This is a genomic window from Cellvibrio sp. pealriver, from assembly GCF_001183545.1.
GTDB lineage: Bacteria > Pseudomonadota > Gammaproteobacteria > Pseudomonadales > Cellvibrionaceae > Cellvibrio.
Genome location: NZ_KQ236688.1, coordinates 3,531,392 through 3,555,034 on the forward strand (window position 1 = coordinate 3,531,392; position 23,643 = coordinate 3,555,034).

Annotated in this window: 19 protein-coding genes; 10 read left to right on the forward strand and 9 right to left on the reverse strand. The window is 53.0% G+C overall.

Annotated features, from left to right (window positions below; all coding sequences use genetic code 11):
* Positions 1–6 precede the first annotated feature (6 nt).
* From VC28_RS15410 to pilG, 6 genes are all read right to left on the reverse strand, one after another.
* The gene (locus tag VC28_RS15410) at positions 7–6,756 is read right to left on the reverse strand and encodes a hybrid sensor histidine kinase/response regulator (RefSeq protein WP_049631426.1); all 6,750 of its coding nucleotides are present in this window, start codon (positions 6,754–6,756) and stop codon (positions 7–9) included.
* Positions 6,757–6,785: 29 nt separating this feature from the next.
* The gene (locus VC28_RS15415; protein ID WP_049631427.1) at positions 6,786–7,643 is read right to left on the reverse strand and encodes a CheR family methyltransferase; all 858 of its coding nucleotides are present in this window, start codon (positions 7,641–7,643) and stop codon (positions 6,786–6,788) included.
* Positions 7,644–7,698: 55 nt separating this feature from the next.
* The gene (locus VC28_RS15420) at positions 7,699–9,852 is read right to left on the reverse strand and encodes a methyl-accepting chemotaxis protein (protein WP_049631428.1); all 2,154 of its coding nucleotides are present in this window, start codon (positions 9,850–9,852) and stop codon (positions 7,699–7,701) included.
* 110 nt (positions 9,853–9,962) lie between these two features.
* Entirely contained in the window at positions 9,963–10,505 is a 543-nt protein-coding gene (locus VC28_RS15425) for a chemotaxis protein CheW (protein ID WP_049631429.1), read from the reverse strand.
* 145 nt (positions 10,506–10,650) lie between these two features.
* A complete protein-coding gene (gene pilH / locus VC28_RS15430; protein WP_049631430.1) occupies positions 10,651–11,013 on the reverse strand; it encodes a twitching motility response regulator PilH in 363 nt (120 codons plus the stop codon).
* 145 nt (positions 11,014–11,158) lie between these two features.
* The gene (gene pilG, locus VC28_RS15435; RefSeq protein ID WP_007639219.1) at positions 11,159–11,554 is read right to left on the reverse strand and encodes a twitching motility response regulator PilG; all 396 of its coding nucleotides are present in this window, start codon (positions 11,552–11,554) and stop codon (positions 11,159–11,161) included.
* Between the two features lie 348 nt (positions 11,555–11,902).
* Between pilG and gshB the strand changes: the two genes are divergently transcribed.
* From gshB to ruvX, 4 genes are all read left to right on the forward strand, one after another.
* Positions 11,903–12,856 carry a glutathione synthase gene (gene gshB / locus VC28_RS15440; RefSeq protein ID WP_049631431.1) on the forward strand — a complete coding sequence of 318 codons (954 nt, stop codon included), beginning with the start codon at positions 11,903–11,905 and terminating at the stop codon, positions 12,854–12,856.
* A gap of 50 nt (positions 12,857–12,906) precedes the next feature.
* Positions 12,907–13,830: an energy transducer TonB gene (locus tag VC28_RS15445; RefSeq protein WP_049631432.1), complete on the forward strand. Its 924-nt coding sequence runs from the start codon at positions 12,907–12,909 to the stop codon at positions 13,828–13,830.
* A gap of 64 nt (positions 13,831–13,894) precedes the next feature.
* Positions 13,895–14,488 carry a YqgE/AlgH family protein gene (locus tag VC28_RS15450; RefSeq protein ID WP_049631433.1) on the forward strand — a complete coding sequence of 198 codons (594 nt, stop codon included), beginning with the start codon at positions 13,895–13,897 and terminating at the stop codon, positions 14,486–14,488.
* 48 nt (positions 14,489–14,536) lie between these two features.
* Positions 14,537–14,959, forward strand: a complete 423-nt coding sequence (gene ruvX, locus VC28_RS15455; protein ID WP_049631434.1) for a Holliday junction resolvase RuvX — start codon at positions 14,537–14,539, stop codon at positions 14,957–14,959.
* 66 nt (positions 14,960–15,025) lie between these two features.
* Here the strand turns inward: ruvX and VC28_RS15460 are convergent, their stop codons facing one another.
* Entirely contained in the window at positions 15,026–16,171 is a 1,146-nt protein-coding gene (locus tag VC28_RS15460) for a PilT/PilU family type 4a pilus ATPase (RefSeq protein WP_049631435.1), read from the reverse strand.
* 77 nt (positions 16,172–16,248) lie between these two features.
* Positions 16,249–17,283 (reverse strand): type IV pilus twitching motility protein PilT, encoded by a 1,035-nt coding sequence (locus VC28_RS15465; RefSeq protein WP_049631436.1) that lies wholly within the window; start codon positions 17,281–17,283, stop codon positions 16,249–16,251.
* A gap of 74 nt (positions 17,284–17,357) precedes the next feature.
* Here VC28_RS15465 and VC28_RS15470 point away from each other — a divergent pair, with 74 nt between their 5' ends.
* The 3 genes from VC28_RS15470 to VC28_RS15480 all read left to right on the forward strand — a co-directional run bounded on the left by VC28_RS15470 (position 17,358) and on the right by VC28_RS15480 (position 19,598).
* A complete protein-coding gene (locus VC28_RS15470) occupies positions 17,358–18,059 on the forward strand; it encodes a YggS family pyridoxal phosphate-dependent enzyme (RefSeq protein WP_049631437.1) in 702 nt (233 codons plus the stop codon).
* Positions 18,060–18,125: 66 nt separating this feature from the next.
* On the forward strand, positions 18,126–18,947 hold the full coding sequence (gene proC, locus VC28_RS15475; protein WP_049631438.1) for a pyrroline-5-carboxylate reductase: 822 nt from the start codon (positions 18,126–18,128) through the stop codon (positions 18,945–18,947).
* Positions 18,948–19,004: 57 nt separating this feature from the next.
* Complete coding sequence (locus VC28_RS15480; RefSeq protein ID WP_049631439.1) at positions 19,005–19,598, forward strand: YggT family protein; 594 nt, start codon at positions 19,005–19,007, stop codon at positions 19,596–19,598.
* A gap of 123 nt (positions 19,599–19,721) precedes the next feature.
* Here VC28_RS15480 and VC28_RS19875 read toward each other — a convergent pair whose 3' ends face one another.
* Entirely contained in the window at positions 19,722–20,111 is a 390-nt protein-coding gene (locus VC28_RS19875) for a hypothetical protein (RefSeq protein ID WP_049631440.1), read from the reverse strand.
* Between VC28_RS19875 and VC28_RS15490 the strand changes: the two genes are divergently transcribed.
* The 3 genes from VC28_RS15490 to VC28_RS15500 all read left to right on the forward strand — a co-directional run bounded on the left by VC28_RS15490 (position 20,095) and on the right by VC28_RS15500 (position 23,523).
* Entirely contained in the window at positions 20,095–21,081 is a 987-nt protein-coding gene (locus tag VC28_RS15490; protein ID WP_049631441.1) for an outer membrane protein assembly factor BamB family protein, read from the forward strand. The genes VC28_RS19875 and VC28_RS15490 overlap by 17 nt on opposite strands.
* Before the next feature lie 35 nt (positions 21,082–21,116).
* Positions 21,117–21,284: a hypothetical protein gene (locus tag VC28_RS15495; RefSeq protein ID WP_156184344.1), complete on the forward strand. Its 168-nt coding sequence runs from the start codon at positions 21,117–21,119 to the stop codon at positions 21,282–21,284.
* A gap of 217 nt (positions 21,285–21,501) precedes the next feature.
* Positions 21,502–23,523 carry a dynamin family protein gene (locus VC28_RS15500; RefSeq protein WP_049631443.1) on the forward strand — a complete coding sequence of 674 codons (2,022 nt, stop codon included), beginning with the start codon at positions 21,502–21,504 and terminating at the stop codon, positions 23,521–23,523.
* The last annotated feature ends 120 nt before the right edge of the window (positions 23,524–23,643 follow it).

Sequence of the window (23,643 nt, forward strand, 5' to 3'; positions counted from 1 at the left end):
GCCGCCTTACTTCACAGTTTTGCCGAGCAGCTCATGGATATTGGTGAGCAGCAGGTCTTCCTGATAGGGTTTGCCCATGTACTTGTTCACGCCCAGGCTGAACGCGCGCTCGCGGTGTTTTTCACCGGTACGCGAGGTGATCATGATGATCGGCAGATCCTTCAGGCGCGAGCTGGTGCGGATATTTTTGGCCACTTCAAAGCCGTCCATACGTGGCATTTCGATGTCCAGCAACATCACATCGGGCAGATGATCTTGTAACAGTTGCAGCGCTTCCACACCGTCTTTGGCGGAGATCACGCGGAAGCCTTCGCGCTCCAGGAAGCGGCCGGTTACCTTGCGTACGGTTACCGAGTCGTCCACCACCATAATGGTTTTTTCCGACAGGTCTTCTTCGATAGCCGGACTGATGCGGAGCGGGTCGAGCTGGATGGCGTTTTGCAGACCGAGTGCCAGCTGTTCGCGGATCATGGCGTGCAAATCCAGAATCACCACCACGCTACCATCGCCCATTACCGTTGCGCCGGATACGCCGCGCACGGCACTGAACTGGGCACCGAGGGTTTTCACCACGATCTCGCGCGAGCCGAGCAGACGGTCTACTTGCAGGGCGACGGTATGTTCGGCACTGCGCACCAGTACGACCGGCAAGGGCAGCATTTGGCCATCGAGCTTCGGTTGGGCGCTGGAGTCGAGCAGGCTGCCGAGGTAGCGCACCAAGTAGTTTTCACCGGCGTAATCAAAGCGGGCGCTGTCGTCCTGATAATAGTGCTCCAGCTCAAATGGGCTGACGCGCACAATACCTTCAATCGAGTTGAGCGGAATGGCGTAGAGGTCATCGCCAATCTGTACCATCAAGGCGCGGTTAACCGATACGGTAAACGGCAGGCGGATGGTGAACTCGGTACCCGAGCCCCAGTTGGAATCGATAAACATGGCACCGCCGAGCTGTTTGATCTCGGAGTGCACTACGTCCATGCCCACACCACGGCCGGAAATCTGGGTGACTTTCTCGGCGGTACTGAAACCGGCGTGCAGGATAAATTGGATTACATCCTGATCGGCTAGCTGCGCATCGGCCGCCATCAGCCCGCGTTCAACCGCTTTCTCGCGCACGCGCTTGAGGTTGATACCGCGGCCATCGTCGATCAGGCGGATGATTACATCGCCACCTTCACGGCCAAGGGTCAGCAGGATACGGCCATTCGGATTCTTACCGGCAGCGATACGCTCATCGGGCATTTCAATCCCGTGGTCCACCGCGTTACGCAGCATGTGTTCAAGTGGGGCGACCATGCGCTCCAATACGGTACGGTCCAGTTCGCCTTCGACGTTATCCAGCTCGAAATCCACTTCTTTGCCCAGCTCGGACGCAGCCTGGCGCACGATCCGGCGCAAACGCGGTACCAGACGGGAGAAGGGCACCATGCGCGAACGCATCAGGCCTTCCTGCAGGTCGGTGTTAATGCGCGACTGTTGCAGCAGCAGGGTTTCGGTATCGCGGGTTTTGTCCGCGAGGGTGTATTTCAAGTCCATCAAGTCCGATGCGGATTCGATCAGCGAGCGCGACAACTGCTGCAACTGCGAGTAGCGGTCCATCTCCAGCGGGTCGAATTCTTCGTGTTGCGCCATCTGCTCCTGACGGAACAACACCTGCGCTTCGGTTTCGATGTCGAGGCGGCGCAGCTGTTCCTGCAAGCGTTGGATGGTGGAATCCATCTCCTCGATGGCACCGCCCAGGTCGCTGACTTGCTGCTCCATACGGCCACGGCTGATGGAGGTTTCACCGGCGAGGTTTACCAGTTCTTCCAGCAATTCAGCAGAGACTTTGACCACTTCTTGCGGGCCGCTGCGGCGCGCTGCCAAGTGCTGCACTTGCGCCGGGCCGGTATTGCCGGAGCGCAGGCCACCGCCGTATTCGGTGCCGGGAATAGAGCCGGGAACGACAGGTGCGTTGGGTTTGGCTTTGGGCGCAAAGGTGAGCACATTGGGTTTTTGGGTCGGGCTGCCGGTATCGAAATCGCCGCCAGCCTGCTCGCGGGTGTTATCCACCACCACGGTTGGTTTGCTGTAAGCCGGAACATTGTTATCGAGAACACTGTTGTCCAACATAGGGATTTCATCGTGATCGGCAGAGCCGTCAGCGGACTCGTAGTCATCATTGGCGCTGACAGGCGGGGTATCTGCGTCTACAAAATAGCTGTCATTCAGTACCGGCGGTTCTGCGTAGGCTTCTGTACTTATGTTTTTACTGCGGGTGTTTTCATTATGGGTGTTTTCAACCGCTGGGCTTTCACTGAACGCCGCGCCATTCATGCGTGCCTGGGCGCGCTCTACACCGGAGTGCAAGCGATCCTGATAGCTGTGCAGACGGTTGAAGAAGGATTGATCGAGTTCGGCATCTTCATCCATCTCAATCAGGATGGTTTCAAAGTCGTGCGACAGATCACCCAAGTCCATCAAACCGGCCAAGCGCGCGCCACCTTTAAAGGTGTGCAATGAGCGTTTGAGCTGTTCTACACAGTCGCTATTGTTCCAGTCGTCTTGCCACTCATTGAGCGAGCCGTCGATTTCTTCCAGCAGCTCGCCAGCTTCTTCGAGGAAAATCTCAACAATTTCCGGATCAAAATCGTCGTCGGCTGTGCTATGCGCAAACGATTCAATATCGTCCTCTTCGGCGTTTACAACCGGTTCCTCTTCAAACTCAAGGGTTGCTTCAACCAAAGGAAGATCTTCTTCCTCGACAAGCTCGATCTCATCAATCAGCGGTAGGGGCTCATCAGCCAGTTCAAGGGTTTTGTCTTGCTCCAGCGATACGTCTTCCAGAACCATATCCTCTGGAGCTTCATATTCCAGGTCGGCCAGAGAGATTGCTTCGTCTGTTTCGCTGTCGCTTACGGGTTCTTCAGGAGTAGGTGCTTCAGCGACCAGTTCCTCAAAAGTGACATCTTCAACAACCGGGATTTCATCGTTGATCAACGTGCTCAGAGTGACGGCTTCAGTGCTTAACAGGTCATCCAGCGCATCGTTGACCGCATCGGGAATCCCGTTCAGGTTTTGCCCGGCGGCGATGGCATCGACCATATCCAGCAGGGCTACGTGTGCATGGTTGAGCGTATCGCAGACTGATGGCGAGCAGGCCAATTGGTCGGCGATGATCATCTCGTACACACTGTGGATCTTCTCGCTCAGCTCGGCCATCGCTGGCAAGTAAGCGTGAGCGGCCGCTTTGGTGAGTTTGCCCAGTTCATCCATGACCGGAATCAGGTGCACCGCATCGGATGGATTGGCTGCCCATTCGGCAATAATTTTGTCTGCATCCAGCAGCAGGTTCATTTCCTCGGCCATGAAAATGGCGAGCAACTCAGGATCTACCGGACGTTTTCCGCTTTCATCAAGCTCTTGCAGGCTGACCAGCGGGGCGATATGGATGTCGCGCAGCTCATGCACACGGGCGATAAATTGATGCAGACGCGGGATATCAACTGGCTGGCCCGCTTCGATCTGATGCAATGCCGTTTGCGTGTAACTGACGGCATCGCGCAGCAATTGGAGGATATCGTCGTTAATATTGACGTGATATGAGCGTAACTCCTTAACAAAGCGCTCCAGCGGCGTGGCCAGTTCAGCCACTTGTGTGACTTCTGCCATGTGCGCGCTGCCCTTGAGGGTGTGCAGGGCGCGCTGCATGCCTTCACTGGGCGGCTCGTAAATCGGTGCTTCTGCTTCCATCCGGGCGATATATTCTTCAACCACTTGCAGGTGGGTGAGGGCTTCAGCGCCAAAGATGTCCCACAGTTGGGCATCAGGGTCGTCCATATCCTCGTCGCCGGCTTCCTGATAATTGAAGTTGGCGGTTTGGTATTCGCTGTAGGCCTGGGTGAGTTGAGCGATGTCTTGTTCATCGCTGCCTTGCTCATCAATAACAGCTTGATCTTCATCTACCAGTTCGACCTGGTCTTCCAGTGTCATAACTGAAGGCGTGAGTTTCTCGTCGCTACCAAAATCAATCAGCTCATCTTCACTGCTGCTGACATCAATAGGCTCAACGCTGGCCACTGGCAGGTCTGCCAGTTCAATCTCTTCCGGTTGGTTGGCAGCGTAATCCAGCTCATCCTCATCATTTTCAAGAATGATGGCTGCATCTTCTTCCAGCTCGAATTCGGCTTCTTCCTCTCTTTCCAAGGCCTCATCAGCCAATTCCAGCGGATGCTCATCAATAGCGACTGAAGTCAGTACAGGCGCAGGGCTATCGCCCATTTCTTCGAGCAGCGCTTCCGGTGTAATACCTTGGGCAAGTGAGTGAGCTTGTTCGCGATAGCGTTCGGCTAAATCGGCGTTGGCGTAAGGTTGGTTGTCGCGGAAGGCGGCGATCATCCCCGGCAGCAATTGACGCACTTTCTCAATGATATGCACATGCACAGCACTGGCGATAATCGTGCGGTCGATGACGCGATTGAGCATGTTTTCAATCGACCAGGCCAGTTCGCCAATTTCATTGGCACCTACCATGCGGCCGCTACCTTTAAGCGTGTGGAAGGCGCGGCGGAATTCGGTTAGCGCCTCGGCATTGTCAAAGTTTTGCGCCCAGCGCGGGAAATACTCGGCAATGGTCTCGGTGGTTTCAGAGGCTTCTTCGATGAAAATCTCGATGATTTCATCGTCGATGTCTTCATTATCGCGCTGGATAACCGGTGCGTTATTGGTGGCGATTAAATCGGGTTCTGGTCTGCTGGCAGCAGTCTCAAGCGCTGTTTCAGGCTCGTCTTCTGCATCCTCCATTACGTCAATGACGGGGAGGGAGTCTTCAGCGCTGCCATCATTAATGAAATGTTCTTCTGGCGTATGTTCGGGTACCGCCTGGGCGTAGATAGCTTCCAGTTGGCCGGATTCTTCTGTGCTTGCGCCTTCGTCATCTGTGGAAACGCTGGCACTGCCATAAGCGGCGGCCAATTCGGCTTCATCGTCACTGCTTTCAGCCATCTGACTATGATCGTCAGTATATGCAGCTGTGCTTGGTTCAAGTGCAGCGGCAGGTTCCGATTTGGTCGTTTTAGCCACGGCGTAGCCGAGGCTGGCTACGCTGTCTTCTGCAACGCTCAACAGCAGGTCATTTTCTTCTTTGCGACCGCCGCTGCTCAGGCGCTCCAGATAATACTCCACACTGGTAATCGCATCGGCGAGGGTATCCAGCGTAGACCACTGGGGTGTCGCTTCCTGTTCAAGTAGCTGCTCTTCGATAAAACGGGCGCAGGCACCCAGAATACGTGCCGGGCGCGGCAGCGGGATGATGTCCAGGCCGCCACGGATCTCGCGCAGGGTAGTGGGCACGGTTTGCAGATGCTGGCGGTTCCACTGGGAGGCGATGTATTCAATGATCGCGTCTTTGGCATGTTCAAGGCCATTGCGCGACTCGCGCAGCACCGATTCTTTGGCGCGGCTTAAGGTAATGTCGGAGTCATCGCTGTTACCGCTATCGACACTACCGGTTTCGCTCAGGCCATCGAGCGCGTTTTCAATCGAAATTAATTGGCTGGCAATCGCCAACAGTTGGTCATCAGTCAGTTGGCTGTTGGATTCAACCACCAGATCCAGTGCGGCACCTTGCTCAAGAATGCGTTTGCGCAGATCGCCCAAGCCAAGAACGGCCATGGTATCGGCAACCCGTTTGACGATAGGCAAGGCATCGCCCAGCGCGGTATGGGTGTCGCCACCGGCAAGGCAGATATCCAGGCTGTTTTTGATCAGCGTCAATTCTTCTTTGAGTGCGCCCACGACTGAACGCATGGCTTCGGCATCAGGCACCGAGAGCATATTTTCAGTGTCTTCGCCGCCTTCTTTGCCCTCCAGCAGGGCTTCTTCCAGCTGGTAAGTCTCGTATACCCGTTGCAATTGGGAGTTGGGCGGGAAACCGGGGGCGTGTTTACCGGCGCGGGCGACGTAGTACAACAGGTTTTTGATCAGTTCATCGTTGGTGAAACTGTTGAGTGCTTTGATACCGTGCACGGCGAGCACTTTGATTTCTTTATCGAGCTGGCGCAGCAAGTTTTTCACTGCAACGCTGATTTCAATCGCATCGATTTCAATCGCTTCAACCAGCGCGAGCGATATGTCCCAGAGTGCAAAACGCGCGGTGCCATGTGTCAATTTTTGCAGACGCGAAAAGGCTTTCTGCAGGTAGGCAAGGTTTTCTTCCGGATTGACGCCGCGAATAAAACCCGAGGCGGCGTACTGGTACATCTGGCGCAGTTTGAGCACCATCGCCTGGAACTGCACGTTGTCCTGGGTGACGGGCAAGCGCGCACCGCTGACTTTTTTAGCAGGGGTCAGGTTGGGGACGAAGAGTTTTGTATCGGTTAGCAAGCTCTCGCCGCGGACTGCGCGCAAGTCATTTAATAGAGGCAGTACGACTAACGGATTGTCTTTGCGGCTGGATTTTACTTGTTCAAGGTAGAGCGGGAATTGCAGGATGGCGCGCATCAGCACTTCTTGTGCTTCGTTGTTGTTGGCAACCGTACCGGCCACCATCGCCTGGGTGAGTTGCTCCATTTCGCTGGCGAGCATGGCTGCGCCATAGAACTCCACCATCTGCAGGCTACCGTGAACCTGATGGATATGGGTCAGGCAAAAGCGGATGCGAGTGGCATCTTTGGGATTTTCAACATAGCTTTCGAGGGCTTGGCGCGCTTCTTTCAGCGTCTCACTGATCTCATGGATCAACCAATCCAACGCGGCAAAATTGCGATTATCTGCCATGCAGAACGTTCCTCTATGTGTTCTCGTTGTTATCGTTCTTCACGAACGTAAGCCTGCACTTGATCATCGCCAGTGCGCTGCATTTTCGGGTGTTCCCAATCCACCACTTCACCCAGACCAACAATCAATAACCCGCCTGGTTTCAGGCGCTCGGCCAAGGCATTCAACACGTCGCGACGCAACCAGCGCCGGAAATACACCAGCAAGTTCTGGCAGAAAATCACATCCACACTGACCTGCGGTAGCTGGCGCGCATGGATGATATTGGCATGGGTAAAACACACGCGGTCGCGCAGTTTGCTCACTACCTCGTAACTGCCATCGGTACAGACTTGCAGGTAACGCTTTACTTCATCCGGCTTAACCTGTTCTACCCGGCGCTTGCTGTAACGGCCTTTACGGCCGGTCGCCAGTGCCGATGAGCTGATATCCATTGCGGTAATCCCGTAGTAGGGGTTGATCGCTGCCAGCTCAAAACAATCATTGACGACCATCGCCAGGGAATAGGCTTCTTCCCCTGTCGCACAACCCAAACTCCAGATATCAAAGCTGGTATTTAGTGCATGGTTGTTTATTTTTTGTTGTAAATAATTGCGCACATACTCAATCGATTCGCGGTGGCGGAAGAAGCTGGTTTCTTTAACGGCGATGCGGTCAATCAGACGCGACCATTCGAGTTTGGCTTCAATCGTTTCGCCGGATACGAAATTGAAATAGGCATCGTAGTCTTCGTAGCCCTGATCGCGCATACGTGAATTCATCTGCGATTCCAACCAGGCTTTCTGTTGGAAAACCAGTTGGATACCCGTGCGCTCTTCCAGCAGCTTGCCCCATTGGAGCAGCTGGTCTTCGGTGAGTGTAGGTAGTGTTCGCAGTGACCAGGCCATAGGTACTATTTACATCGTAAGCAGCGATGCCAGTGGTACTGGCATCGCTGGCTCATCAGGCTTTTGAGGTATTGGCAAAGATGTCGTCATCGGGCAACAGCTCGTCGTCCAGATCGATGACTTCAGAGCTGCTTTCAAAGTCCATTGCCGGTGTGCTGGCCATGGCTTTGCGCGCCGCATTAGCGCGGCCTTCGGACATATCCTCTTCCGGCAGTTTGAAACCGGCTACCGATTCACGCAGGTCGAGTGCCATCTCGGCGAGGTTACCAATCGACTGCGCGGTAGCAGAAGTACCGGCAGAGGTTTGGGTAGTAATCTCTTGAATAACATTCATCGTGTTGGAGATGTGACCCGCCGAGGATGCCTGTTGGCGTGCGGCGTTGGAAATGTTCTGGATCAATTCCGCGAGGCTTGACGATACGTTTTCAATTTCTTCCAGTGCCACACCCGCATCCTGTGCGAGGCGCGCACCGCGTACCACTTCAGAGGTGGTTTGTTCCATCGAAATTACCGCTTCGTTGGTATCGTTCTGAATGGTTTTTACCAACGCTTCAATCTGCTTGGTTGCAGCAGCGGAACGTTCCGCAAGGCGTTGAACTTCGTCCGCTACCACCGCAAAGCCGCGGCCCGCGTCACCGGCCATCGATGCTTGAATTGCCGCGTTAAGTGCGAGGATGTTGGTTTGGTCGGCGATGTCGTTAATCAGGCTTACGATGTCACCGATCTCTTGAGACGATTCACCGAGGCGTTTAATACGTTTGGAGGTGTCCTGGATCTGCTCGCGGATGGTATCCATCCCGTTGATGGTGTTCTGTACCACTTTGGCGCCATTGCCCGCGATCGATACCGCGCGCTCCGCTACCGCTGCCGATTCGGCGGCGTTGGCAGATACCTGGTCAATCGTCACCGCCATTTCGTTTACCGCGGCAGATGCACCGGCGATTTCTTGGGCTTGGTGTTCAGAAGCTTCGGCGAGGTGCAGTGCAGTTTGCTGGGTTTCTTGCGCAGCGGCCGATACGTTTACCGCGGTTTCGTTGATTCGCGCTACCAGAATACGCAGCTGGTCAATGGTGAAGTTAATAGAGTCCGCAATCGCACCGGTGAAGTCCTCGGTTACGGTCGCAGTAGTGGTCAAGTCACCGTCCGCGAGGTCGGCCAGTTCATCGAGCAGACGCAAAATCGCGGTTTGGTTACGTTCGTTGGTTTCGGCGGTTTCGTCCGCGCGGCGACGTGCGCCCATATATTGGTTAAAGCCTAATACGAAGAGCGATACCAACGTAATACCCGCAAGGCCAATGAGAGTAGCGTTATTGATGACCGGGTGCTCTTTGGTGGAAATTTTATCGGCAATAGTGGCCAAACCTTGCAGGAGCTGGGGGGTATCATTCAAGAGTGCGTCAGATGCCTGACGGGCGCGGGTCAGGGTAGTAGAACCTTCCACCATCTCCTGGATTGATTTATTTACGCCTTCGAACAGTTGGGTAATTTGTTCAAGGCTCGCGCGCGCTTGTGCATCAGATACGCGGGTAATACGCAGTGCCGGGTCGCCATCTTTCATCGCGGTCAGTACACGGGCATAGAAGTTGGCGTCGCGGTTAAACTGGTCCGCTGCATCACCTGAGTCGGTGTCACCGCGCAGCATCTTGTCCACGTTACGACCGATACGCTCAGCGCGCCATGAGAGCAGCTGGGCTTGGATCGCCTGATCGGCAGGAGCGCCGGATTCGAGCAGGATATCCACGATGTTGTTGTGCTCAGTCTGCAAGGTAGGCAGGTTGTCGTTCAGGGTTTTACCGACATTATTGAGCGATACAATCAGGTCTTTGTTAGTCGCAATCGCTTGGGCGTTGGCTTTTACGCGGTTCCAGATAGCACCAAAGTTATCGAACTCGGCACTCAGTGTTTCGCGGGTGCGTTCATCGCTGGCGCGCAACATATCCCAGGTGCTACCCATGCTTTCTACCACGCTGGTCAGCTCACCGAAGGCAGCTTCATCGCCGGATGTGGCATCGCGTGACAACGAGGTCAAGCGATAGGCTTGCGCACGTAAGTCACCCGCTTGTTGCAGGTAGCGTTGGTCATTGCTCTTGCCCTGGTTGATCAGGTAGAGCAGGACCAGTGCAGCCACAAACGAAACCACCAGCAAGACCGCGAAAAAGATCGTCGTCGGTTTTGCCTTAAAGGTGGCAATCTTTGAATCAGTTTTCATCTAAGCACTCCTAACCAGCGTTCGGTTTTATTTTTTCTATCCACTGCGCTTTTGCATTATGCAGAAAGCGTGCGTTTGACTCTCACTGCCCGTGATCGGGCTTTGTTCAACTAGGTTTTTGCCGCATTGGTAAAACGTGGATCTTCTGCCAATAGTGCCGGTCGGAACAGTGACCAGCGCTCGCCTCCCTGTGGGTAACTACCGGTGACAAATGGCAAAATATTGCTTGCTACGGCTCCTGCCTGTTCGCTGTATTCATCCATGGGAAAATGTTGCATGCCGAAAACCTGATCGACGATCAGGCCTGAGTACAGGGTTTCGGTTTCAAGGATCAATACCCGGCGGTGTTTGCGGGTACCGGTGAGGCGATCGCCAAAGAACATCGCCAGATCAAACAGAGGAAGTAACCGGCCGCGGACGTTAGCAACGCCTTTCACCCAAGGCTGCACGCCGGGCAAGTGGGTGTGGTTGGGCACTTCCAACATTTCGGATACTTCGCCAATCGGCGCTACGAAATAATTGCCCATGAGCGAAAAGCCAATGCCGCTCCAATGGGGGCGTATATCCGCCTGTGCGGGCAGACCGCGTGCAGCAGCGCGGCTGCGCTGTGCCAACGTAAGCAAAGCCTGAAAGGCGGCCTGTGGTTCTGACATATTCCTATCCGTACCTGTCGTACATCAACACACGCAAGCGCAAGCGCTTTATGGTCGGTGATAGATGTTTGTTGTTATTGTTGCGCGTATCCCTGCTGAACTGCCCATGCCGGATGACCGGTTGATCCTGTAATTAACGTATAAACTAGCGCAATACCTCGGCCATAGCCGCCATCAATACTTCTTGTGTGATTGGTTTGGATAAATACGCCTTCGCACCCTGGCGCATGCCCCAAACGCGGTCAGTTTGTTGATCTTTGGTGGTAACGATAATGACCGGAATATGGGCAGTTTCAGGAGTTTTGGTCAACTGGCGGGTTGCCTGGAAACCATTTAGACCGGGCATCACTACATCCATCAATACCACATCGGGCAATTCTTTCTGTGCCAGGGCGATGCCAGCTTCGCCATTATCGGCGGTCATCACTACATGGCCATTTTTTTCCAGCATGCTGGTCAGCTTGTAGGTCTCGGTCGGTGAGTCGTCAATAATCAATACTCTGGCCATAATCGCTCCAAAAAACAAAAAAGTTTTCCGCGCTATTGCGGTGAATGTGAGACAGTCCTTTGGAAATCAGTCCACGCTGCCGCCAGACCCGTCGCCGCCAAATACAGTGAGCGGATGGCAACAGCCAAAATCCGGATGTATCCCGTCAAGAGGCTTTCAAGTGTTTGACGTGCGCTTCAATTGCGCCGAGCAACTCGCTTTTACTGAAAGGTTTGGTGAGATATTGGTCGGAACCGACGATGCGGCCTTTTGCTTTGTCGAACAAGCCATCCTTACTGGATAGCATGATGACCGGAGTAGTTTTGAATTCGCTGTTATTTTTGATCAGGGCGCAGGTCTGATAGCCATCGAGGCGCGGCATCATGATGTCCACAAAAATAATATCGGGGCGGGTATCGGCAATTTTTGCCAGTGCATCAAAGCCGTCGGTGGCGGTAATTACCATGCAGCCCGCTTTTTTGAGTAGTGTTTCAGCCGTACGACGGATGGTTTTACTGTCGTCTATAACCATCACTTTGAGGCTTTCGTAAGTTACTTCCATACTCTGACCTTGCCTTTTGTTATTGCCGCAACAGGGTGATATTGCGGCTGCCAGATATACACGTTTAGTTGATTGAAGCCTGGTGTTGAGCCAGTATTACGCGAAGCAGTCACTTATTGGGGCGAGTGTCAAAATAACGCCGCTAGTGAAACCGAACTTTTAACACAGTTTTTAAGGTTACGCCATAACTAGTTGAATATATGAGCAATCCGTACCGCTTTTCAATTTTTTAGATCGCTTTAATCTGTCGGTTAGCTTCTTGCTTTAATTGTTATCAGGACTTAACTTTAGCCCGCCCTTGTAGTCTGGGCAAATTGTGCCCCGGACATTATTTTCAGAGTAAATTTTATGGCTATTTCCCTTGGCGTGGTGATGGATCCTATTGCTGATATCAAGTTCTACAAGGACACAACCCTGGCGCTGTTGCTGGCGGCACAAGAGCGGGGTTGGGATCTGCATTATATGGAACAGTCAGACCTCTATTTGTTGCAGGGTGAAGCACGCGCCAATATGCGCAATTTATTCGTAGCCGATAATGGTGATAGCTGGTTCGAGCTGGGTTTGCATGAAGATCGCAAGCTGGGCGAGCTGGATGTGATCATCATGCGCAAAGACCCTCCCTTCGACAACGAGTACATTTACAGCACTTATGTCCTTGAGGCTGCGCAACAGCAGGGTGCTTTGGTTATCAATGATCCGCGCAGTCTGCGCGACTGCAATGAGAAAATCTTTGCCACCCAGTTCCCCCAGTGTTGCCCCCCGGTATTGGTCAGCCGCGATATGCTGCGCCTGCGCGACTTCCACAAACAATATGGCGATGTGATATTCAAACCGCTCGACGGCATGGGCGGCAGCCGGATTTTCCGCTGTCGTCAGGACGATCCTAACGTCGGCGTCATTCTGGAAACACTCACAGAATTCGGCACCCAGACGATTATGGCGCAGCGTTACATCCCTGAAATCCGCGATGGTGACAAGCGTATTTTGGTAGTGGACGGTGAACCTATCCCTTATTGTCTGGCGCGCATCCCGGCCCAAGGCGAGACCCGCGGCAATCTGGCAGCGGGCGGTAGCGGCGTCGCCCAGCCGCTCACTGACCAGGACTACTGGATTGTCAGCCAGGTAGCACCCGCGCTCAAAGCTAAGGGTTTGATGTTTGTCGGGTTAGATGTGATTGGTAATTATCTGACAGAAATCAATGTCACCAGCCCCACTTGTGCGCGTGAAATCGATAAGGCGTATGGCACGGGAATTGGATCACGGCTAATCGATGCCATAGAGCGTAAATTGGCGGCGCGTTAATTTACTCCGGGCCGCTCCGCAGGATAGGCCAGACACTAGAGCAGTTGTGCATGAATCAAGCCCTTGCAGTGGAACAAGAAAACCTGTCGGTGCCGCCGGTCGATACTGGCGATCGGCTCAGTTTTACGTTTTTTCTGGCGATTGCACTGCATGCGTTTGTGATTTTGGGTTTTACCTTCAAGCTGCCTGATCATAACAACACATCCCAGACAATCGAGATTACGCTCGCCACCCACAAGTCCCAGCGTGCACCTGAGCAGGCGGATTTTCTCGCCCAGCACAATCAGCAGGGTAGTGGTACCCTCGATGAAGCCAAGCAGCTTGCCACTGAGCATCAGGCAGAATTTGCCGATACCCAGGTGCGTGAGGTTAACCCGATTCCACAACAGCAAGCCGCCTCAAAAGAAAAAATCAAAGACCAGCAATTGCTGACAACCAGTGCAAAATCCACGCAGGTGGCGCAGGTCAAATTGAATCCGGATGAGCGCGAAGAGCGTGAATTCAACGATGCCCAGTTCAACACACCATCAAAATACGATGCAGAAATTGCCAGCCTGCAGGCAAAGCGCGATCTCCAGCGGCAGGAGGCTGCCAAGCGCCCGCGTTTGCGCGTGCTCAATTCGGTATCTACCAAAGAATCCTTTGATGCCAAGTACCTGAACGATTGGAGCAACAAGATTGAACAGGTGGGTGACCGCAATTATCCGCGTGAAGCACTTAATCGCCGCATTACCGGAAACTTGCGTTTATCGGTGATGATTAATCCCGATGGGACTATCTACGAGATCAAAGTATTGCAGTCTTCCGGGCAGCGTATCCTCGATGATGCGGCGCGCCAGATTGTCCGCCTGTCTGCCCCTTTTGCCCAATTCCCTCCGGAAATCCGCAAGCATGCGGACCGCTTACAAATTATCCGTACCTGGCGGTTTGAAATTACCGGCAAAGACTCCACCATCACGACTTCTGCCAATTGATTATCCAGCAATAAATTTAGACTCTTGTGCTTGTTTTAGCTCCGTTAGGCCTCATACTGAAGTTATGAATTCAAAACCCATAACCACTGATATCAATGAGCTGACACCTGGCAGCTTGCGCGATCATTTCTTGATTGCGATGCCGGGTTTGAATGACTCTTCTTTTGCCCACACCGTAACCTATGTTTGCGAACACAGCGACAAGGGTGCGATGGGGGTGGTAATCAATGCCGCTACGCCTATGCTGCTCAAAGAGATTTTTTTGCAAATGGATCTGGATGACTTATCCGACCAAGGCGATCAAATTGTGATGAGCGGTGGCCCTGTGCAACCCGAGCGGGGCTTCGTACTGCACACCAGCGATGTCAAATGGCAATCCACCTTGGAGGTTTCACCGGATATCTCCCTGACGGCTTCGCGCGATATTATTGTCGCCTTGGCAGAAGGTCGTGGTCCCAAACAATGTTTGATTGCATTGGGTTACGCCGGGTGGGGTGAAGGGCAGTTGGAGGCTGAGATTGCGGCCAACAGTTGGCTCACTGTTCCTGCCAATAAAGACATTATTTTCAATACGCCTTTGGAGCAGCGCTGGGCATCAGCGGCGCAAGTGTTAGGCATTGATGTTAATTTAATTGCCAGCACACCGGGTCACGCGTAATTCTGCGCAGCAACGACATTTCTTATTGATCTCATTAGCGCACCTCCGATGATAAAAACCCTGCTTGCGTTTGATTACGGCACTAAAAATATTGGCGTTGCATCCGGCCAAACAATTACCCACTCGGCCAATTCGCTTGCGCCACTAAAAGCCAAAGACGGCATTCCCGATTGGACACAAATTGAAAAATTATTAGCCGAATGGAAGCCCGATTTAGTGTTGGTGGGGCTGCCACTGAACATGGACGAAAGTGAAAGTGAACTGAGCGCGCGCGCGCGAAAATTTGCCAACCGCATTCACGGGCGTTTTGGTGTGAAAGTCGAAATGGTCGATGAGCGTTTAACCAGTTTTGAAGCAAAAGGAGAAGTGATGAGCCGAGGTGGATCGCGCGATTACAAACACAATCCGGTGGATTCGATTGCTGCGCGCTTAATTTTGGAAGGTTGGCTTGAGCGAAATCTGTCGCGCTAATATCATCAGCTTTCAACAAAAAATGCCGGGCGATTTGCCCGGCATTTTTTTCGACAAGTATCGATATTAAAACATCTTGCCGCGATTATTCTGCTCGTCACTTTGAATCGACAAGCTGTCTGCAGCGTGCGATAAATAATTGGCATCGGTCTCGGAACCGAGTTTGATCATCAAGCGCAAATCGTTGGGTGAGTCAGCGTGTAGCAGCGCATCTTCATAAGTAATTTCGCCATTGTCATAGAGTGCATAAAGCGCTTGGTCAAACGTCTGCATGCCCAATTCTGTTGAGCGTTTCATCAATTCTTTCAAATCAGATACCTCGCCTTTGCGAATTAAATCTTGTGCAAGTGGGGTGTTGATCATAATTTCCAAACACGCGCGGCGACCATTGCCATCCGGTGTTGGAATCAATTGTTGCGCAACAATCGCTTTTAAATTTAATGACAAGTCCATCCACAATTGGCGATGGCGATCCGCCGGGAAGAAGTGAATGATACGATCGAGTGCCTGGTTAGCGTTGTTGGCGTGCAGGGTGCACAAACACAAGTGACCAGTTTCCGCAAACGCGATGGCGTGATCCATGGTTTCGCGCGAGCGCACCTCACCGATCAAAATCACATCGGGTGCCTGACGCAAGGTATTTTTCAGCGCAATTTCAAACGATTCGGTATCAATGCCCACTTCGCGCTGGGTGATAATACAGCCTTGGTGTTGATGGATAAATTCAATCGGGTCTTCGATGGAAATAATATGGCCTTTGGAATTTTGATTGCGATGGCCAATCATGGAGGCAAGTGATGTAGATTTACCGGTACCGGTCGCGCCCACAAAAATAATCAGGCCGCGTTTGGTCATCGCCAATTCTTTTACAATTTCGGGCAAGCCCAGCTCATCAATTTGCGGGATTTTGGTTTCAATGCGGCGCAACACCATGCCCGCGAGGTTGCGTTGATAAAATGCGCTGGCGCGGAAGCGGCCAATACCGCGCGCACTCACCGCAAAGTTAAGTTCCTTTTTATCCAGAAATTCAGTGCGCTGTTTTTCATTCATCACACTTAACACCAGCTCGCGCGCTTTTTCCGGTGCGAGCGGTGTTGCTGTGACAGGAACAATTTTGCCATGGACTTTGATCGAAGGCGGCACGCCGGCGGTGATAAACAAGTCAGACGCGCCTTTTTCTACCATCAGGGACAATAACCGATCAAAATCCATAACAATGCACCTTAAATATTATTGAAACGTTGTGCGAAAAATAATTAAAAATAACGGAGTCTGGCAGACCGCCGCCGTCAGAAATTCTCCGGGAACTTGGCTTTCGATTTGGCCGCTTCACGGCTAATAATACGGCGCGAGACCAAATCGGCCAGACACTGGTCCATGGTCTGCATGCCGAGTGATGCACCGGTCTGGATTGCCGAATACATTTGCGCCACTTTATCTTCGCGGATCAGGTTACGGATTGCCGAGGTGCCGCGCATAATTTCGTGCGCTGCCACACGACCACCGCCGTTTTTCTTCATCAGCGTTTGCGAAATTACCGCTTGCAGCGATTCCGACAACATTGAACGCACCATGGATTTTTCATTCGCGGGGAATACGTCCACAATACGGTCGATGGTTTTTGCAGCGGAGGTGGTGTGCAAGGTACCGAATACCAGGTGGCCGGTTTCGGCGGCGGTGAGCGCCAAACGGATGGTTTCGAGATCGCGCATCTCACCGACCAGAATAATATCCGGGTCTTCACGCAGTGCGGAGCGGAGCGCTTCGTTGAAGCCGTGGGTATCGCGGTGAACTTCGCGCTGGTTGACCAGACATTTTTTGGATTCGTGTACGAATTCGATCGGGTCTTCAATCGTCAAAACGTGTTCGTATTTGTTGTCATTGATATAGTCGATCATGGCTGCGAGCGTAGTGGACTTACCCGAACCGGTTGGCCCGGTCACTAACACCAATCCGCGCGGTACGGCGCAGATATCGCGGAACACATTGCCCATGCCCAGTTCTTCCATCGTCAATACTTTGGAAGGAATGGTACGGAATACCGCACCGGCACCGCGGTTCTGGTTAAAGGCGTTAACACGAAAGCGCGCTACACCGGGCACTTCAAACGAGAAGTCGGTTTCCAGGAATTCTTCGTAGTCCTTGCGCTGCTTGTCATTCATAATGTCGTAAATCAGGCCGTGTACCTGCTTGTGCTCCATGGGCGGCAGGTTGATACGGCGCACATCGCCATCCACACGGATCATCGGCGGCAATCCCGCCGAGAGGTGCAAGTCAGATGCGCCTTGTTTGGCGCTAAAAGCCAGGAGTTCGGTGATATCCATCAGGGCAACCTTTTTTATTGGAGTCGGTACTGCAGCAGGCGGTACGGAGGACATGGGTAAACATTCATAACACTATGCACAAGATAGACGACAAGCTCGCGAAAGTCACCGCACGAATTCACCAAGCCGCTGCCGCTGCCGGACGAAATCCGCAAACTGTGCAGTTGATCGCCGTCAGCAAAACCCAACCCGCAGAGGCGGTGGCGCAGGCTTACGGGGCGGGGCAGCGGGCGTTTGGTGAAAATTACTTGCAAGAGGCGCTGGATAAGCAAAGCGCCTTGTCGCATCTGGATGATCTGGAGTGGCACTTTATCGGCCCCATCCAATCCAACAAGACCCGGCCGATTGCCGAGCATTTTAGCTGGGTGCATTCGGTAGACCGGTTGAAAATCGCCCAGCGCTTGAATGACCAGCGCCCGCCACACTTGCCGCCGTTGAATATCTGTGTGCAGGTGAATATTGACGATGAATCCACCAAGTCGGGAGTGAGTCTGGCAGAATTGCCGGCGCTGGTGGCAGCGATTGCACCTTTGGCGCGATTGCGATTGCGCGGGTTGATGGCGATCCCTGCCGCTACCAATGACCCTGCCCAACAGTGCGCTGCCTTCGCGAAATTGCGCGAGGCATTACAGGCGTTGAATAACAGCGGTGCTTGTCTGCCGATGGACTGTTTATCTATGGGGATGTCCGGCGATTTGGAAGCGGCCATCGCTGAAGGTGCAACCTTTGTCCGTGTGGGAACGGATATTTTTGGCGCGCGTCCTAAACTGAATTGAATTTTTTAGCTCCCGGCTATTTTTTACAGACCGGCTTTTCACAAATCGACCATTTAAGGAACTATTGTGAGTACAACCAAAATTGCCTTTATCGGTGCCGGTAACATGGCTAAAGCGATTATCGGGGGGTTGCTGGCGGAGGGTTACAGCCGCACGCAAATCATTGCCGCGGGCCCGCGTATGGAAACACTCGACAAAGTGAAGCAGGAATTCCATATCGATATCACAATGGATAACGCTGCCGCTGCCGCACAGGCGGATGTGGTTGTGCTTGGGGTGAAACCGCAAATGCTCAAAGACGTTGCGCTTGGTTTGCGCGCATCCCTTGCTCATAAGCCGCTGATTATTTCGGTCGCGGCGGGCATCACCACGGCGAGTATCGCAAGCTGGTTGGGTGACGATCAGGCGATAGTGCGCTGCATGCCCAATACGCCATCGCAATTGCGCGCGGGCGCGAGTGGTTTATACGCGAACGCACATGTCAGCGCGGCGCAAAAATCCCAGGCGAATGCGATCCTCGGCGCAGTGGGAATTGTGCAGTGGTTGGAGGATGAAAGCCTGTTGAATCCGGTTACTGCCGTTTCCGGTTCCGGCCCCGCTTATTTCTTCTTATTTATGGAGGCGATGATCGATGCGGGTGAAAAATTGGGGCTGAGCCGCGAGTGCGCAACCGAGCTGACATTGCAAACGGCATTGGGTGCCGCCATGTTAGCCAAGGAAAGCACAGTTGATGTAGCGGAGTTGCGCCGCCGCGTGACATCGCCCAAAGGTACGACCGAGCAGGCGATCAATAGCTTTGAGCAGGATCAGTTGCGCGCAAGCGTATTGAACGCCATGACCGCCTGTTCCAATCGCGCAGTGGAATTGTCAGAGTTGTTGGGCAAGTAATCGTTAATTGTTTTTCAATTTATGTTGTTATTTTTCGTCGGATGAGTGGAGCCCTTCATGTTTGTCAGCATTTTGCATTTGATTGCCTACAGTCTTTTATCGCTATTTTTGTTGATTGTGATTTTGCGTTTCCTGCTGCAATTGGTGCGCGCTGATTTTTATAATCCGGTATCGCAAGCGATTGTCAAAGTGACCGCACCGTTTTTGAAACCGCTGCGCAAAGTCATCCCCGGTTTTTTGGGAATTGATATGGCATCTGTGGTGCTCATTTTATTGGTGCAGTTATTGGCGACATTTATTTTGGCAACCATCCTGGGTGCTCCCGGAATTATCGCTAATCCGCTGCCATTAATTGCCTGGGGATTCGTCGGTGCGTTGACCATTATTTCCGGCATTTTTTTCTGGTGCATGATCATCAGCATTATTGGCAGTTTTGTTGCGCCTATGAGCCATCACCCGCTGCTGGTATTGGCGAACCAGATTATCAACCCGCTTGCAGCGCCAATCCGCAAAGTGTTGCCGCCATTAGGCGGTGTGATTGATATATCGCCAATTATTATTTTGTTGGGTTTGCAAGTGGTGAACATGTTGCTTGAACGGTTTGCATTTTTCCTGAAAGTGAGCCCGCAGATAGTGTTGGGATATTGGTAAGCGCTTATCTATTGGCCAGCGATTATCGGGAGCCGTCAAGGTTCTGGTTTTGGTAGTGGCCGTGAATCAATAAAGCTTAATTAACCTTCAGCCTTTCTTCAGGCTTTTTAAAACCCCTCACCTCTATTGTGATTGTGTGCGAGCCGTTATGGCGTTGTACCAAACCAACAATAGATGTGATGGGAGAAGAGAGATGGGTTTTTGCAATAAATCAGTGTGTTTGTCCTTAACCGGTTTGAGAGTTGCCGGTTTGTTTGCGATGTGTTTATTGACGGCGTGTGGTGGAGGCGGTGGCAACAGCAGTAAAGCGCCTTCCCCTACATTGCCTTCGTCGACAGCAGTTTCTTCAGTAACACCTTCTTCAGTTGTTTCTTCAACTGCGCTTTCATTTACGGCGCTGTCGTCAACAGTCCCCTCATCAACAGCAGCTTCGTTAGTTTCATCCGCAGCGTCCAGCCAGTCGTCGGCATTACCTGGCAATCGCAAACTTGAACATGTGAGTTGGTCGTTCAACACCAAATCCAAAGTGCGCTCGACCGCCGTAACTACCGATAACAACGTTATTTTTGGTGTTGAGGGCGGAATGCTTTATGCGCTGGATCTGGAAACCGGCAGCGAGCGTTGGCGGTTGGATACTGGCGGCGCGGTCAGCAGTCATTTGTTGCTGGCAGACGGCAAGGTCATCTTCTTGAATCACAGCGGCAAAATCATGGCTGTCGATGCTGCGGTCGGTACTCAGGTGTGGGTCAAAACCACTACCGGCGAACATTTCCGCCCCTGGGGACATCACCTTGCATCTGCTCTGCTGGCGGATGACCGTGTCTATATTGGCTCCAGTAGCGGCAAGGTCTATGGCCTGATGCTGGATACAGGCGAGGAGGTATGGAGTGTTGATGTTCAAAGCGCCATCCACACCAAGCCCGCGCTGGTTGATGGCACCTTGTATGTGAGTTCGGATACTGCCGTACACGCTATCAATATCGCCACCAAAAGCCAGCGCTGGAGTGTGTCGTTGAATAATCCAACATCGCCAGCGGTTGAGGGCAACACCCTGGTAGTGGGTGGGCGCGATGCCAATGTGCATGGTTTGGATGCCACCACCGGTGCCGAACTCTGGCGTGTGCCCCACGGTATGGATTGGGTGTCGGGGGATGCGGTAATCCTCGATGGTATCGCCTACATCGGCAGCTCGGATGACGAGACTTTCCAGGCCATTGATCGGGTGACAGGCTCGCTAAAATGGCAAATCTCCACTGGCGGTAACGTGTTTGCCCGCGCGGCATTCGAGGGCGATATCGCTTATATCAGCTCCGGTGATTCCTACGCGACACCCGGTTCGGGCATGGTGCAGGCGGTCAATAAAAGCGGCCGCGTGCAATGGACCATGAGTGGCAAGAATTTCTTTGCCAGTCCAGTCGTCAAAAACAGCAAGGTGTATATCGGCAGCGATGACGGTTATTTCTACGCGATGCCAGCCCTGTAAGGTTTTACCCAAGCCGATACGCGTGTATCGGCTTTATGATGTTCAACGCCTGGCACGAACAAATGCCCGCCTGGTTGTTGATTGGCGGTACGGTGGTATTGATGTTGGCCGTGGCATGGCTGATTCATCGCTGGGTCGAAAAACCGATACAGGTTTGGTTGAAACGGCAGCTATTGCCCAAGCCTGTCCAACCAGCAAGTTAGGGCTCAAATCTGTGCAGTTTGGCGCGAAATGTTGCTAAAAGTAGCGCCTCCTCTCCTTTTGGTTCCCACAAATAACCGCTCATTGCTCACGAACTGGTCACTGGCGTGGATTTCCGCTTTAATGCCATTCTTGGGGAAAAGAATGTAATTACTGCTGGTTATTTCGGTTAGCTATTAAACAACGCTAATAATTCCAATACAGACTGAGAGCACCCTTATGGACGTCAGATCCTTGCACCGCCAGATGACGCACTACAACCGTTGGAAGCGCCAGTTGGACGAGCGTTTGCAGCAGTTTGAGCGCTGGGGCAAGAATCACAGCATGCTGGGTGCAGACATGGGCAAAACCCTGCAGCGCGCACGTCAGCTATTGCGCGGCGAAAGTTTTACCATCGCCTGTGTGGGTGAGTTCTCGCGCGGCAAAACCGAATTGATTAATGCCCTGTTGTACACCGCCGGTGGCCGCCGCCTGCTGCCATCGCAACCGGGGCGTACCACTATGTGCCCCACCGAAATTTTTTGGGATGCGCAACAGCCCACCAATTGCGTGCGCCTCCTGCCTATCGAAACCCGCTACACCAACACCAGCCTGCAAAGCTTCAAGCGTATCCCGCAAAATTGGGTCACTATCCATTTTGATGCAAAAGACCATGAGCAAACCCGCGCGGCCATCAATCAGGTGTCTGCCAGCAAGCAAGTCAGCGTTGCTGATGCGATCAAGTTGGGTTTTGCACAGGACGAATGGGGCGAGCGCGATGAAAATGGAATGGTCAGCGTACCTGCCTGGCGTCATGCGCTTATCAGCCTTGACCATCCACTGCTGCGCCAGGGCTTGCGGATTGTCGATACTCCCGGCCTTAACGCCTTGGGCAATGAGCCGGAACTGACCCTCAAAACCCTGCCCGATGCCGATGCGATCCTGTTCCTGTTGTCGGCAGATGCCGGTGTTACCGCGAGTGATATGGACATCTGGCGCGAGCACATTCAGGGCTTGCGCGATAATCACTGCACCGCCGTTATTACCCTGCTCAATAAAATCGATAGCCTGTGGGATGACCTCACGTCCGAGCAGGAAGTCCAGGCCAATATTGAGCGCTTGTGCCAGCTAACGGCGCGCCAGCTCAACATGTCGCCAGATCATGTGGTCGCACTCTCTGCCAAGCAGGGGTTATTGGGCAAAGTAGGGCGCAATCAGGCGCAATTGGCGCGCAGCAATTTTGCGCAGCTGGAACATATGCTGGCGGAGTGCATATTGCGCAACCAGCAGCAAATCATCAGCCATCGTTTGGTAGGCGATAGCTACGCGATGATGATTACCGTGCGCAATAGTTTGGTGCGCCGCATCGCTGAATGCGAACAAGAGCTGGAAAGCTTGCGTGCAACAGCACCGGCAGAGGCATCCGAAAAACTGCATGAATTGCGCGATACCATCAAGCGCACCCACCATGAATACCACAAACAGGCGCTGTCACTGCGCACCAGCCAGCGCCTGCTGGAATCACAAAAATTATCCTTGCTGGCTCCGGTGAGCACCGCACAGCTGGAGCAGCAAATCGCCGAGGCGCATCAAAGTCTGGCGCAGAGCTGGACTACGCTGGGGCTAGGCCGCGCCATCGCCAAGTTTTTTGATGATGTGGATAGCAATATCCTGCATCTGGAGCGCGAAATCGAACGCTGCAACCGGGTGCTGACATCAATTTATGAGCGCCCGGAGCAGGCGATCGGGGGCGATGACCTGATCATGAGCCATTTATTGAAAATCCAGAAACAGCGCCGCCAATTGCGCCAGTTACATGGCCGCGCCGATGATTTCCGCAAATCGCTCAGCACTGTGCTCACCCACAAAGGCGCATTGATCAGCCGCTTTATCAACACGCTGGTGCAGGAAGTGCGCGCGGTCTATGCAGACTTGAACCAGCATATCCAGCACTGGATGCAAGAAGCACTGGCTCCGCTCTTTCACCAAAACCAATACCAGAAACAATTGCTGGAGCATCACATGCTGCGCCTCACGCAATTGCAAACCCAGCGCAATAGTCACGCCGAACAATTGGAAGTTTTGAAAACCAACCTGTACCAATTACAGACGGCGCTGGTGAATATCGAACCTTTGTATAACGAAATTCTCACCGCACCTCTGGAGCCGGAATCCATGGCCGATCCTGCGGTTGAATCCCAGCCGTTAGGTGCGCAAATCGTGTCGATCAAACAAGGGCGGCAATCGGCCCGCTCAAGCTGATGTTATCGCTCGCAGGCGGATAACTTGCAGCACTGATTGGCTCTCTTTAGACTGTCGCATCATTTAACTCTGCCGGATTTGCGCTGCGCCCAAACACGCCGCGCCAAACCGCTGTTGCGG